The organism is Acinetobacter piscicola, assembly GCF_002233755.1.
Taxonomy (GTDB): Bacteria; Pseudomonadota; Gammaproteobacteria; order Pseudomonadales; family Moraxellaceae; genus Acinetobacter; species Acinetobacter piscicola.
Map to the genome: position 1 here is coordinate 45523 of NZ_NIFO01000022.1, position 14046 is coordinate 59568.

General features: G+C 37.7%; 15 protein-coding genes. 6 read left to right on the plus strand and 9 right to left on the minus strand.

The window, feature by feature from the left end; all coding sequences use genetic code 11:
• Window positions 1-119: 119 nt before the first annotated feature.
• The 6 genes from ftsA to gshB all read right to left on the minus strand — a co-directional run bounded on the left by ftsA (window position 120) and on the right by gshB (window position 7123).
• Window positions 120-1382, minus strand: coding sequence for a cell division protein FtsA (gene ftsA, locus CDA10_RS13345; protein ID WP_089606073.1), 1263 nt, complete (start codon window positions 1380-1382; stop codon window positions 120-122).
• Window positions 1383-1446: 64 nt separating this feature from the next.
• Window positions 1447-2301: a cell division protein FtsQ/DivIB gene (locus CDA10_RS13350; protein ID WP_089606074.1), complete on the minus strand. Its 855-nt coding sequence runs from the start codon at window positions 2299-2301 to the stop codon at window positions 1447-1449.
• Between the two features lie 4 nt (window positions 2302-2305).
• Window positions 2306-3235, minus strand: a complete 930-nt coding sequence (locus CDA10_RS13355; RefSeq protein ID WP_089606075.1) for a D-alanine--D-alanine ligase — start codon at window positions 3233-3235, stop codon at window positions 2306-2308.
• Between the two features lie 79 nt (window positions 3236-3314).
• The gene (gene murC, locus CDA10_RS13360) at window positions 3315-4763 is read right to left on the minus strand and encodes a UDP-N-acetylmuramate--L-alanine ligase (protein WP_089606076.1); all 1449 of its coding nucleotides are present in this window, start codon (window positions 4761-4763) and stop codon (window positions 3315-3317) included.
• A 13-nt stretch (window positions 4764-4776) separates the two neighbouring features.
• Window positions 4777-5874 (minus strand): undecaprenyldiphospho-muramoylpentapeptide beta-N-acetylglucosaminyltransferase, encoded by a 1098-nt coding sequence (murG, locus tag CDA10_RS13365; RefSeq protein ID WP_089606077.1) that lies wholly within the window; start codon window positions 5872-5874, stop codon window positions 4777-4779.
• 304 nt (window positions 5875-6178) lie between these two features.
• Complete coding sequence (gene gshB, locus CDA10_RS13370) at window positions 6179-7123, minus strand: glutathione synthase (RefSeq protein ID WP_089606078.1); 945 nt, start codon at window positions 7121-7123, stop codon at window positions 6179-6181.
• A 111-nt stretch (window positions 7124-7234) separates the two neighbouring features.
• On the opposite strand from gshB, the gene CDA10_RS13375 reads away from it, so the two are divergent.
• The 3 genes from CDA10_RS13375 to CDA10_RS13385 all read left to right on the plus strand — a co-directional run bounded on the left by CDA10_RS13375 (window position 7235) and on the right by CDA10_RS13385 (window position 9120).
• Window positions 7235-7441, plus strand: a complete 207-nt coding sequence (locus CDA10_RS13375) for a DUF3565 domain-containing protein (RefSeq protein WP_089606079.1) — start codon at window positions 7235-7237, stop codon at window positions 7439-7441.
• Between the two features lie 250 nt (window positions 7442-7691).
• On the plus strand, window positions 7692-8381 hold the full coding sequence (locus CDA10_RS13380) for a class I SAM-dependent methyltransferase (protein ID WP_089606080.1): 690 nt from the start codon (window positions 7692-7694) through the stop codon (window positions 8379-8381).
• A gap of 28 nt (window positions 8382-8409) precedes the next feature.
• Window positions 8410-9120 carry a VanW family protein gene (locus CDA10_RS13385; protein ID WP_089606081.1) on the plus strand — a complete coding sequence of 237 codons (711 nt, stop codon included), beginning with the start codon at window positions 8410-8412 and terminating at the stop codon, window positions 9118-9120.
• Window positions 9121-9128: 8 nt separating this feature from the next.
• On the opposite strand, the gene CDA10_RS13390 is transcribed toward CDA10_RS13385, so the two are convergent.
• Together CDA10_RS13390 and pyrE are read right to left on the minus strand one after the other, a co-directional pair.
• Window positions 9129-9659 (minus strand): hypothetical protein, encoded by a 531-nt coding sequence (locus CDA10_RS13390; protein WP_089606082.1) that lies wholly within the window; start codon window positions 9657-9659, stop codon window positions 9129-9131.
• A gap of 76 nt (window positions 9660-9735) precedes the next feature.
• The gene (gene pyrE / locus CDA10_RS13395) at window positions 9736-10386 is read right to left on the minus strand and encodes an orotate phosphoribosyltransferase (RefSeq protein ID WP_089606083.1); all 651 of its coding nucleotides are present in this window, start codon (window positions 10384-10386) and stop codon (window positions 9736-9738) included.
• A 41-nt stretch (window positions 10387-10427) separates the two neighbouring features.
• Here pyrE and CDA10_RS13400 point away from each other — a divergent pair, with 41 nt between their 5' ends.
• Complete coding sequence (locus tag CDA10_RS13400; protein ID WP_089606084.1) at window positions 10428-11246, plus strand: exodeoxyribonuclease III; 819 nt, start codon at window positions 10428-10430, stop codon at window positions 11244-11246.
• A gap of 479 nt (window positions 11247-11725) precedes the next feature.
• Window positions 11726-12073 carry a Spx/MgsR family RNA polymerase-binding regulatory protein gene (locus CDA10_RS13405; RefSeq protein WP_089606085.1) on the plus strand — a complete coding sequence of 116 codons (348 nt, stop codon included), beginning with the start codon at window positions 11726-11728 and terminating at the stop codon, window positions 12071-12073.
• A 61-nt stretch (window positions 12074-12134) separates the two neighbouring features.
• On the opposite strand, the gene CDA10_RS13410 is transcribed toward CDA10_RS13405, so the two are convergent.
• Window positions 12135-12566 carry a DUF2147 domain-containing protein gene (locus tag CDA10_RS13410; RefSeq protein ID WP_010112304.1) on the minus strand — a complete coding sequence of 144 codons (432 nt, stop codon included), beginning with the start codon at window positions 12564-12566 and terminating at the stop codon, window positions 12135-12137.
• 154 nt (window positions 12567-12720) lie between these two features.
• Here CDA10_RS13410 and CDA10_RS13415 point away from each other — a divergent pair, with 154 nt between their 5' ends.
• Complete coding sequence (locus CDA10_RS13415) at window positions 12721-13635, plus strand: alpha/beta hydrolase (protein WP_089606086.1); 915 nt, start codon at window positions 12721-12723, stop codon at window positions 13633-13635.
• The last annotated feature ends 411 nt before the right edge of the window (window positions 13636-14046 follow it).

Genomic DNA, 14046 nt, shown 5'->3' on the forward strand with positions numbered 1-14046 from the left:
TATACTGCCTTGATCTTCAATAATAAAAATTGCTTTTAGGATGCTGTTCATTGTGGAGCTTGTCAAGCGTAGAACTGCTAGCTTACAACTTCCTAACAATACTCCCCAAAAAATTACACCTAAAAAATACCCTTTAATTTGTTATTTAAAGCATTCCAACCACTTACAACACGATCAGAAAATGATCGACCACTTGTAATTTCTGGTTCTTCGACTGCCTCTTGCATATCACTTTGACTGAATAATAATAATCCTGTTGCTGTAGCATACATCGAACGGCGTAATGATGGTAAGTGCTGATCATCGGCAACAACATGTAATGGTGGATTGCCTAAATGTGCAGAAACACCCAGTATACGACGAGCCAAGGTCACCATACCTTCAATTTGACAAACATCACCAGTCAATACAACACCATGATACAAACTTTGTAATGCACCACGTTGCTCAAGCTCATGACGTACCATACCTAAAATTTCTTCATGGCGCGCAATAATAATTTCAGATAACTCAATACGACTAATCGTTTGTGGGCCATCAATTGCCTCGAACTGAATCATATGGTCAGGTTTAACTTGGTGAATATCAACACAACCATGTAAAAGCTTAATTCGCTCAGCTTCTTCTGTTGTGGTTTGCAGCACAGATGCAATATCACGTGTTACATTTTCACCACCACGCTGAATCGTATGTGCAAGAACAAGATGTCCTTCTATATATACCGCAATATTGGTTGTACCTGCACCAATATCGACTAGACAAACACCGTACTCTTTTTCATCTTTCAGCAAACTTGCTTCAGCCGTTGCTAGACATGACACCACCATTTTCTCTACAGAAATATTGGCGCCTTTCATGGCACGATCTAAGTTTTGCATCGTGCTGATTGGCATCATCATCAATTGATAATGTGCCGTCATACTATTTGCAGACAAGTTAATTGGATTTTGCACCCATTCAGATGAATCATCCAACTCAAAACCCAAAGGTACAGCACTTGCTAAATAATGATCCGCCGTCATATGGCTGGCTTTTGCAAGTTCTAAAGCACGAACCATTTCCGTTGTCGTAATCGTATGTTCAGCGTTCGAAATTGGGGTCCGACCAATTGCATAATGACTTTGCAATTCAGTACTTGGAATTGAAACCCATGCAGAATGTATACGACATTCCGCCATATCCTCAGCTTCTTGAACGGCTTGTTTAATTGCATTTGTAACTTTATCAAGGCTAACAATTTTGCCTTTGTTCATTCCTTTATTACGTGCACTAGCCATGCCAATAACCTGAATATGATCAGGGGCATGTACTTTTCCAATCAGTACTGAAACTTTATGTGTCCCAATGTCAATTGCAACAACTGAGGGAACAGCTTCATTCATCACATCACTACCATTATCTTGATTGTTTATGTTTTGGCTTAATGCCTCTTTTTCAAGCCAACTATTATGGCTTCGCAGTCATCCCACCTGCAACGCTTATGTCACTACTCGTTACAACAAACTGACCATTCACAATTTTCGGTGGAACTGAATTTCGCCACTGAATTGCTAAACCATTTCGGTAACGCAAATCAATTGCAGAAATATTCGACCAAATCGGCTTTAAATCTGTTTGTGCTAGATGACTTAAACGTTGAAGCTTACTCATCGTTTGATCTTGATCGACAATAACACGTAAACCTGAATCAAACTGCATGAACCAAGTCATACGCTCTGTGAGATATAACTCTTTTAAACGTATATTAACTGGGTGAAATAATTGATTAATTTCATTATAGCGACGCATCATGACTTTGGATTGGCTGAGCGGTCCATGAAGCAGTGGCAGATTTGAATGATTTTTCGCCTTCACTTCTGTATAGACATCTCCAGCATCACTTAATAATCGCCCTGTTCCCCAACGAGCAATCGCATGACGCGGCATAACGCGCACTCGAATACCATTTGGCCACGCACGTGATACAACGACACGATCTACCCATGATACTTCAAGTGTTTTATCTCGAATTTGTTCTAAATCCGAGGTGAAATAATTTGCCGTCACAACAGATGCGAGATGTTGTGACATAAATTGTGTCTCTGCCGTTGAATTTGTTCCAACCACTTCAAGGGTTGCAACTCTTGCATCGGTAACGACTTTATAAAATCCGTATATTCCTGCAAGCAATACAACAACAGCAATTAACATGAGCAACCAACTCCCCACGTTCAGAAGCTTATCCTGACGTGTAGGAGGTTTATCATGAATTGACGTAATCGCTGCACGCTTACGGCGCATTGAAGCAGGAAGTTGAGCCATAAACTTAGTGTGCTTGTTCCGTTAGGGTTTGCTCAAGAATAGCAACACATAATTCATCAAAGCTATAACCCACTGCTTTCGCCGCTTTTGGTACGAGGGAATGGCTGGTCATACCTGGAACAGTATTCACTTCCAATAACCAAAAATGACCTTGCTCATCAAGCATTGCGTCGATACGGCCCCAACCACTTGCACCTACAGCCTGAAAAGCGCGTAAACACAATTCTTGTAGACGTTTTTCTTCAGACTCACTCAAACCACATGGAATACCATATTCCACATCATTGCGAGTGTATTTCGCTTCATAATCATAGAAAGCAACGTCTGCTGGTGGTTGTAAACGAATCACTGGCAAAGGCAAACCATTCAAGAATGAAATCGTATATTCACGACCTGTAATCCATTTTTCAGCCATAACCACTGCATCATGCACAGTCGCTTTATCAATAGCCGCAGCAAGATCTTCAGCTTTTTCAACCTTACTCATACCAACACTTGAGCCTTCATGCACAGGTTTGATAATTAAAGGTAAACCAAGACTGTCGATGACTTCTTTTAAATCTGAATCTTTGTTGATAATACGATACGGCGCTGTTGGTAAATCAGAACCTTGCCAAATTTGCTTGGTTTTAACTTTGTCCATACCAATGGCAGAACCCTGCACACCTGTACCTGTATAAGGTACATTCATCCATTCCAATGCACCTTGGATTTGACCATCTTCACCACCACGGCCATGCAAAACAATAAATGCACGATCATAGTTTACAAGTTCTGTCACACTACGCTCTTTCGGATCGAAGCCTTCCGCATTCACACCCGAACGTAATAATGCTTCTAGTACAGCTTTACCACTATCTAATGACACCTCACGCTCAGCAGATTTACCACCAAGCAATACCGCTACCTTGCCGAATTTAGAAGCATTTGACACGTTTAAATCCTTAAACTTATAAGTTAGTCAATTCAAATTACGAGATTAAGCACATGATTTATGCGCTCAACCGAATTCATTATTTTAAATAAAGTTGGTTCTGCGCCAATTCTAGCGAAATTGCTCCAACGTTACCCGCACCTTGTGTTAATAACAAGTCATTCGCTTGTAACACTTTTTGTATCGCATGCTGTAAATTACCTTCTACAGGATCAATCAAAATAGGCTCAACTTCTCCGCGTAAGCGAATACTGCGTGCCAATGAACGGCTATCTGCACCAACAATCGGTTTCTCACCTGCAGAATAAACCTCTAGCAATAACAATTGATCAACTTGTGACAACACATCTACAAAATCATCAAAACAATCACGTGTACGACTATAACGATGGGGTTGGAACATCATCACTAAGCGACGATCAGGGTGGCTAGCACGTGCAGCTTTAATTGTTGCTTCAACTTCTTTTGGATGATGACCATAATCGTCCACCAACTTGACATTCCCTTCACCCAGTTCAAACTCACCTTGAACTTGGAAACGGCGTCCAACACCACTAAAGCTTTCCAATGCACGTGCAATCGCAGCATCAGATACACCTTCGTCTGTCGCAATACCAATGGCAGCAAGTGCATTTAAAATATTATGCAAGCCTGGTAGGTTGATCGTTAAACGTAACGGCTCACGACCTTTACGCAATACGGTAAAGCCCGATTGCATACCTGTTTGGTCAATATCTATAGCACGGATATCGTTATCTTCATTAAAACCGTAAGTGACCACTGGACGACCGATACGTGGCATGATTTCTCGAATATTTGCATCATCACCACAAACTACAGCTAGACCATAAAACGGCATTTTTTGTAAGAATTTTACAAATGTATCTTTCAAAACATCAAAACTACCGCCATAGGTATCCATATGATCTGCATCAATATTGGTTACAATCGCAGCCATAGGCTCTAAGTATAAAAATGAAGCATCAGATTCATCTGCTTCTGCAACAATAAAACGACTCGCACCCAATGCGGCATTGACACCTGTACGGTTCAGCAACCCACCAATCACGTAAGTTGGGTCCATATTTTCTTCCGCCAACATACAAGTCACTAAACTTGTTGTGGTGGTTTTACCATGTGTTCCTGCAACTGCAATTCCATGACGGTAGCGCATGAGTTCACCGAGCATTTCCGCACGGCGTACTACTGGAATACGGTTTTCAATGGCCGCTTTAACTTCTAAGTTTTCAGGGTCAATCGCTGTTGAAACAACTAAAACGTTTGCATCTTTAATATTTTCTGCAGTATGACCAATAAAGACTCGAATCCCATTTTCTTCAAGTTTTGCAGTTGTTTTAGATGCTTTAATGTCTGAACCCGAAACTTTATAGCCTTGGTTTTTCAACACTTCTGCAATACCACACATCCCTGCGCCACCAATACCCACAAAATGGATATGTTTGATACGACGCATTTCAGGAATTTTAATCAGGCTTTTTGCTTTATCAGCTGGGCTTGTTGGAGACATAATCAACTCTAACTTACAAATCTTGAATTAAACCAACCACACGCGCTGTTGCGTCTGGTTGAGCTTGTTGACGAGCTTTTACCGCCATTTCCATCAGTAATTGACGATTCATCAACGGAATGAGTAAATCCTTTAACGACTCTGGCGTCATGCTACTTTGCGGGCAAATTTTTGCAGCACCAGTTTTCTCTAAAAATTTTGCATTGGCAGTCTGGTGATCATCCACTGCACTTGGCAAGGGAACAAAAACCGCAGCTACACCTGCTGTTGCCACTTCAGTGACGGTTAACGCACCTGCACGGCAAATAATTAAATCTGCATTGCTATAAGCTTGTGCCATATTTTCAATAAATGGCTGCACTTCAACTTGTAAGGTTTCAGGTGCATCGGCATACAAAGCTTGGGTTGTTTCTTGTTTGTTTTGCCCACACTGATGAAATACTTTCAATGGTACATTGAGCTGTTTTAAAGCTTGTGGCACACACTCATTCAGCGCTTGCGCACCCAAAGAACCACCAACGATCAGTACATGTAACGGCTCACCTGCATTTTCACGCTCTTTATAGCGGAAAGATGGGTTATAAATTGCTGTGATTTCAGCACGTACTGGATTGCCCGTCGTCACAATTTTTTCACTTTTTGGAAATGTATTCGGAAAAGCTTCACACACAATTTTTGCCACACGCGCAAGTTGCGTATTGGTAAATCCTGCTACAGCATTTTGTTCATGGATAATCACAGGAATACCCAATAAACGTGCAGCCAAACCACCCGGCCCTGCAACATAACCACCAAAACCTGCAACGGCATCCACTTTGAGCTGTTTCATATAGCGCATCGCGCTAAGTGTCGCTTTTAAAATTTTAAATGGAGCACCTAATTTACGAATGATGCCATTACCTCGAACACCTTGGATGTCAATTTGATAAATCGGAATATCATGTTGTTGTAATAACCGATTTTCCATGCCTGTTGGTGTCGCCAACCAAGACACTTGACAGCCTTGTTGTTGCAATTCTTTTGCAACTGCAAGTGCAGGGAATACATGTCCACCTGTCCCTGCCGCCATCATCATGACGTGTTTTGGTGTGCTTTGCTGAGGTTTGGTCACGGTCTAATTCTTCAATTCAAAAATAAATGTTAACGAATATTTAAAAAACCAATTGTAATCACAAACAGCTATAGGGGAAAAGTTTATTTACTTTTTTTCACTAAGCGCTTCATTGTTTTTTTCTACTGATTTGAGAGTTTAAACTACTTTTATCATTAATCTGCTAAAAATTGTTTAACTATTCGTTATTTTTTATATTTCTCACTTGTTTAACGCTTTGATAACAAAACAGAGCCTTTTTAAGACTCCATCTTGTTTTAGTTGAAATTTATAACTTTAAAATCATTTAAAATGACTGTTTAAATCAAACAGACTTTCCTGCTTCAAGGACTTCGAATAAATCATCCGCAATCGATGTCCCAAACTGAGCATCAATTTCACGGATACAGGTCGGACTTGTCACATTAATTTCAGTCACATAATTTCCAATCACGTCCAGACCAACAAAGACCAAACCTTTCTCTTTTAAGAATGGGCCAACTTTTGCTGCAATCGCTTTATCATTCTCAGTCAATGGACGAGCTTCACCCAAACCACCAACCGCCAAATTACCACGGACTTCCCCATTTTGAGGAATACGTGCTAAGCAATAAGCTACAGCTTCACCATTAACCATCAAAATACGTTTATCACCATCCACAATTTCAGGAATATAGCGTTGCGCCATGATTGGCTGCGTACCATTTTCAGTTAAAATTTCAATGGTTGAACCGATATTTACGCCATCTTGATAAAGTCGGAAAATGCCCATTCCACCCATACCATCCAAAGGTTTCACAATCACATCACCATGTTCTTTCAAAAACTCACGAATTAGGCTTTGTTGTGACGTGACGAGTGTTGGAACTTGTAATTCTGGAAATTGTGTTGCAAAAAGTTTTTCATTACAGTCACGTAGGCTTTGTGGTTTGTTAATAATCCACGAGCCTTCACGTTCTGCTTGTTCTAAAATATAAGTGGTATAGACAAAATTCATATCGAAAGGTGGATCTTTACGCATCAATATGACGTCATAAGAGGCGAGTGATTCTTTGGTTTTTTCACCCAGCTCATAATAATGATTGTAATCTTCAAATACTTTTAACGGTGAAATAAGACCAAAAGCTTTGCCTTGATCGATATATAAGTCTTGTTGCAATGCATAGCCTAGCTCATGTCCACGGCGTGAAGCTGCCCAAAGCATAGCCATAGTCGAGTCTTTTTTAAGGTTTACATTTTCGATGGGATCCATCACAACAAGTACGCGCATATTGATGCTCTTATAAAATTTTGGATTACACGCAGTATAGCGGAGATTCTGGTTTTCTTTTTCTAAATTTCGCTAAACTGTTCGCAATTATTGTGAAGAAGTTATAACGATATGCAACAAAAAATTATTGGCTTTCATTTGGATGATGAACAACATTGGGTTGCTGATCTGGCCTGCGGTCATACACAACATGTCCGTCATACACCACCTTGGCAGAACCGCCCGTGGGTACTCACTGAACAAGGACGCAAAGAAAAGTTGGGCATGGTGTTGAACTGTAAGACATGTGATTGTTTTGAAGAAAGTTTAGATGATTAGGAATAAAGTGACGTCAATATAAAATGTGCTAAATCTTTCTAAATACGTCCAAATTACACCTAAATACAAAGCACCGTAGACTATCCAGTTTAAAAACGTTAACTACATAGCAATTTTTCTACTGTAGAATGAATATGTATTGTACTTTATCTAAACACCTAAGATTTCAATATTGTAGGTATTGGCAAAAACCATACGTCAGTTTTATAAAAAATAAACAACCGAAGATATGTAATACATGAGTGATTTTATGCCTAATTCAAATCATCAATCCGAGATTAAAACCTATTACAATGAACTTGCTCAGAACTACGATGACAACCGTTTTAACAATAGCTATGGACAATACTTAGACCAGCAAGAAAGAAGTTTTCTTTCTCGAATATTAAAAGATGTTCCTTCTGAAAAATGCATGGATATCGGTTGTGGAACAGGACGCTTACTTGATTACGCATATTATGGGGTAGATTTCAGCCCTGAAATGTTGAAAATGGCTGCGCAAAAATATCCCCATAAAATACTTTTAGAAGGAAGTTTGACAGATATTCCGATTGAAAATGATGTCTTAGAGGTAATTTATAGTTTTCACGTCATCATGCATCAAGATATTGAAACAACACAAAAGTTTCTCGATCAGGCACATCAAAAACTTAAATATGGTGGAAAGCTTATTTTCGATTTTCCATCTGCTAAACGCCGAAAAATCGTTAAACATCAACAAAAAGATTGGCATGCAGCCAATCAAATGACACTGTTGGATATTGAAAAAATGATTGCTCCACAATGGAAAATTAGCACAAGTCAGGGCTTTTTATTCTTTCCAATTCATCGTATTCCCAACACTTTACGTCCCATATTTAGACATTTAGATCACTTGATTTGTCGTTCATTATTTAAAGAATATGCCTCTTACTTGGTGGTGGTTTTAGAAAAACAATAATGTGTTCAATAAGAAAAAAGGAAAGAGTATGAAACAGTATTTACCCAAATCATGGAAATTACTTTATCAATTGCTGCGTAGGTATTGTCGTGAGCATTTATTTTCTAAGCACAATTTTGCTTTAAAGCATGAACAGTCTTGGCAAACTCAATATCAAATTTCAACACAACAAGAAATTAAGGTAAATCAATATTTTGACAATAAAACGCATAACATTGATTTAACCATTCAGGCCTTACATGGCTTAGTGATTGAACCCAATCAAATCTTTTCTTTTTGGCATTTAGTCCAAGCACCTACACAAAGAAATGGATATAAAATAGGGCGTAATTTAGTTCAAGGAAAAGTCACTGAAGATATTGGCGGCGGGATCTGCCAAGTCTCTTGTTTGCTCTATATCAATGCATTAAAAACAGGTTTAAGGATCATTGAAAGACATGCTCATTCTGTTGATATTTATCAGGAACATGAGCGATTTACACCGTTAGGCAGTGATGCTAGTGTAGTTTATGGCTATAAAGATTTACAGTTTCAAAATACTTTAGATTTTTCTATTCAAATTAAAATATTAAGGCAGAACAATCAACTGCTTGCACTATTTGTAACAAAGCGGCCTGCACGAATCTATCTATTAGATTTTGTTATTGAGGATACTGAACATTATCGAATTGTAAATACCTATGCAGATCATAAGCATATCGCAAAAGACAAATATCAATTGCCAAATCATTTAGGATGATATTGGCCTTACTGGTTTTTTTTCTGTTTGATATTTTCGATGATATATCGATCCGCAATTCGCGGATCTCGTGGTAAATCGAGTCTCACTCGGCAACCTAAATCAACATCATCTTTTTCAAAAACAATAATTTCAGCATTTAATTCAATCGGGCGTCCCGTTTCAAAATCCGTTTTTTGTAGGTTTTCTCCCAATAATTCAGCATACCTTTTTTCTAAACGACCAATGGTTAAATCTTGGATCATCACTTTAATTGAATATTGCTGATTTGCACATTCAGGCTCACGTTGTACCCGTGCCTTTTTTAAATAACCTGTTTCAGATGCTCTTAACATCAGTTCATTGATCAATTTTTTTTGCGTGTTAGCATTCATGTTTAAAACCAATTCAAATTGTTCTAAACCTTTCCATTGAAATGGATGCTGCCGAAAATACATATCCCGTTCAAATTGGTAGCGTTGCCAACGTCGTTGATCGACGTGTTTGGCAAAAAATATACCAAGAGCAATAACAGCGATAATGATCACTAAAATTAACATTGAAGATTGATATCCATTTTTAAATGAATCATAAAAATAAGGAGCCGATGCTCCTTATTTTAGCTAATTTTAAAACTTATACACCATATTTCACACGGTAAGCTTCCATTTTTGCTAAAGCTTCTGTTTCACCTTTCGATTCTAGATAATCCATTAAATCTCGCATCGTGATCAGTGCATGCACAGGAATTTCTAATTCTTTTTGCACTTCTTGAATGGCAGAAAACTGTCCTTGACCTTTTTCCTGACGATCTAAAGCCACCAATACACCGGCAATGGTTGCACCTGCATTTTTAAGAATAGTCACCACTTCACGAATCGCAGTTCCCGCAGTAATCACATCATCAATGATCCAAACTTTTTTGCCTTCTACCGAAGCACCCACCAACACGCCGCCTTCACCATGGTCTTTGGCTTCTTTACGGTTGAAACCCCAAGGCACACTCATACCATGCACTTGTGACAATGCTACTGCTGTTGCGGCAACAAAAGGAATGCCTTTGTAAGCTGGGCCAAAAATCACTTCAACATTGTTACATTGTGTAAGTTTATCGGCATAACCTTGAGCTAAAAGCGATAATGCTTCACCATCATTGAGTAAACCAGCATTAAAAAAATAAGGACTCACACGACCTGATTTTAAAGTAAACTCACCAAATTTAAGCACACCTCGTGATAATGCGAGTTCGATAAAAGCTTGTGGGTTAAACTGAGCTGGTGTTGACATGAGGTGCTCCAAAAATTCATACATTGAGGTTATGACTGCACATGATACCAAAGAGTAGCTATCCAAGTGATCAAAAAATTTTAAGAGTCGTATCAATCAACGTAAATGGTCTACGTTCATCGGTTACCAAAGGACTTCTTGAATGGATGGAAAAGTCAGATGCAGACGTAATCTGCATACAAGAAAGTCGCATTACCCATGAGCAATGGACAGATAAATTTAAACCCGAAGGTTGGTTTACCCATTTATTCCCTGCTGAAAAATCAGGCTATGCAGGCACGGCGATTTATAGTCGCTTACCGTTTAAATCTGTGCAAAATGGCTTAGGGTTTGAACTTGCAGACTCACAAGGTCGTTTTATTACCGCTGAGTTTGATCTAGGTTTAGACAAGCCTGTACATATTTGTTCTTTGTATTTACCTTCGGGTTCATCTGGTGATGAAGCTCAAGCACGTAAAGATCACTTTTTAGAAGAATATACAAAAATTTTAAAACAATGGCGTGATGAAGATAAATCCATCATCGTTTGTGGCGACTACAACATTGTGCATAAACGCATTGATATTAAAAACTGGTCAGGGAACCAAAAATCTTCTGGTTGTTTACCGCATGAACGCGCATGGTTAGATCATATTTATGATGATTTAGGCTATGTCGACACGTTCCGCGAAGTCCGTAAAGAAGCTGAAGTGTATTCTTGGTGGTCAAATCGTGGACAAGCACGTGCGAAAAATGTCGGTTGGCGTATTGATTACCAAGCGTGTTCACCAGATTGGAAAGCGCGTACTGTTAATGCATGGGTTTATAAAGATGAATGGTATAGTGACCATGCACCTGTGGTCATTGATTATACAATATAATTTTCTAAAAACCGCACATTGAGTTTACATATGTAAACTCAATGTGCGTCAAATTCCTACAAAACTTGTCGTGTTATCTTATATTTTCATCATGCAAATAAGAGCATTATAGCTTCACGGCACAGGGACATTGTCAGGATGACAGCAAAAGGATAGGACGCCGTAGGATGAAAAGAAAATAAATATTTTATATTTGTTTTCCAAGGATGTGACATTGGACGTTGTACTGAGACCCGCATAATCAGGATGATTTGATGCGGGCTTTCTCTTTTTTAAGCCATCATTTCATAAAAATAACGATTTTCAATTTAGCTATTTCTTTTGCTATGCTCATTTATCTAAAATTTAAGCTTAAAATATGAAAGCTTTATGACAATCGCTACATTCGTTAAAATATACTACCCATTCTCATACATTTTTCATTGGCAATTTTGCTATTCTTTCAGTCAAATCAGACAATTAAATACTTAGGTTTAAACATGCTTAAAATTTATGGAATCAAAAACTGTAACTCAATGAAAAAGGCTTTTGACCTACTGACCGAACTCGGTTTGAACTACGAATTTCACGACTACAAGAAACAAGGGATCGATGCAGAAACGATCAAAGTTTGGTTAAAACAGATTCCACAAGATATTCTTTTAAATAAAAAAGGCACAACTTGGAAAAAACTCAGCGAACAAGAGCAACAACTTGCCCTTTCAAACCAAGAAGAGCTAATTAAAGCATTAACTGCACATACAAGTTTAATTAAACGCCCTGTGATTGATCAAAATGGTGAATATGTAGTTGGTTTTGATGAAGACAAAATCAAAGCGTTGAAGTAATAGATTTTGAAAATGAAAAACCCGATCAATTGATCGGGTTTTTTTGTACAGGAGAATTCGATTAATTCGCACGAACCCAAGTTTGGTTACGACCAAGCGCAGCAATACCAATATAACCACGCAATTTCAATTGGTTACCAGCGAGCTCTGCTTTTAATTTATAAGTCTTACCATTTTTTGGATCTAGAATAGAACCATTATCATAGTTTTTACCACCAACGTTCTTCAATCCAGTCACAATGGTTACGCCTTTTAAAGACTTATTGTGGTAAGGACCTTCACATTTAACACAAGCATTTTCTTCGCCAGGTGTTAACACATTTTGAATGGTTGCATTCAGCGTTCCATTTTTCTGTTCTGTGAATTTCACAACTGCTTTAGGTTGTTTCGTTGTATCGTCAATTGTTTTCCACACAGTTCCATTTAATGGATCTGCAGCATTTGCGAAAACTGTTGCAGATAGTAATCCCAGTGCAAGAGCAATTTTTTTCATTGTTTTGTTTTCCCTAGTCATTTATGACACTATATAGTATTAAAAACTTACAGCCAATTAGCAATTTTTGTCTGTGACTATATAGTGTACCCTTGTAAGAATTGTTGGTAAATCCACAAAAATAATGATTGAATTTCAAAAAAATGGAAGAAACATGAAGATTAATCCTGTACTGAAACAATATTTTACAGAATCGATTTTGAAAGCGAGCTTTAAATATCCCAGCCGCTTTGATCTTCCACCAACCATAGTACGCTTTGGGATGGAACAACTTTCCCGTATTTTTCCTCAGCGTAAAGATGTTCAAATTCGAACCTTACTTGTCGCAGGTATTCGTGCAGAAGAAATCAAACCTCAAGCACATTCCACACAAATGATCTTACATATTCATGGTGGTGCTTTTTTTGTGGGTTCTTTAAATACACATCGTGCATTTTTATCAGAAATCGCTGCCAGAACTCAGATGCAAATCTTGCATTTAGATTATCCACTTGCACCAGAAAATCGCTTTCCTGAGGCAGGAGATGCGATTTATGATGTTTATCAACAACTTCTTTCCCAAGGCATTTTGCCTAAAGATATTATTATTTCAGGTGATTCGTGTGGTGCAAATTTAGCTTTAGCACTGGCTTTGAGAATAAAAGAAGAGAATAAACATCAACTTCCTAGTGGGCTGATGTTGATGTCACCTTTTTTAGACTTAACACTCACAGGCGAGTCGCTACGTTATAACCAAAAACATGATGCATTATTGTCCATAGAAGCACTTGAAACAGGCATTGAATATTACGTTCCTCAACATTTAGATCGTTCTTTATCCCCTCTTTCACCTATCTTTGGAGATTTCGAAGGACTTCCTCCGACATTAGTACAAATTGGTTCAAAAGAAATTCTTTTATCTGATGCGCAACGTTTTGAAGAAAAAGCTAAAGCCGCACATGTTAAGGTTGTTTACAAGCTCTATACAGGCATGTGGCACAATTTCCAAATGTTTAGTCCGTGGTTTGATGAAGCAAAACGTTCACTTGCAGATATTGCTGAATTTGCCCATCACCTTGATCGTGATTAATAATGGAGAAGCTGATCTTTATAATATTTTAATTAAAAATTGTGATATATAAATCATATATTTATATATCATTTTATTTTCAACATTGTTTATATCAAAATTTTAAATAAAATATGTTACAAAAATATTTTTTATTAAAAAAATAAGTTCCTTTATAAAACCAAAAAATATAATTTTTTTAAAATCAATATTTTATCTATTTTTAATTTAATTTAATTAATACGCTTTATTATAAGCATATTTTAAATAGATTATTTATCCACCCTAAGACCAAATAATTATTCATTTTTACTGAAAAACTCATCACAATTTTGACTATAATGAATATATCTATCAATAATTTATATAAACTTTAATTTGAATCTACCCAAATAAGTTGCTACATTTGTAACGTAACACAATAAAAATCGA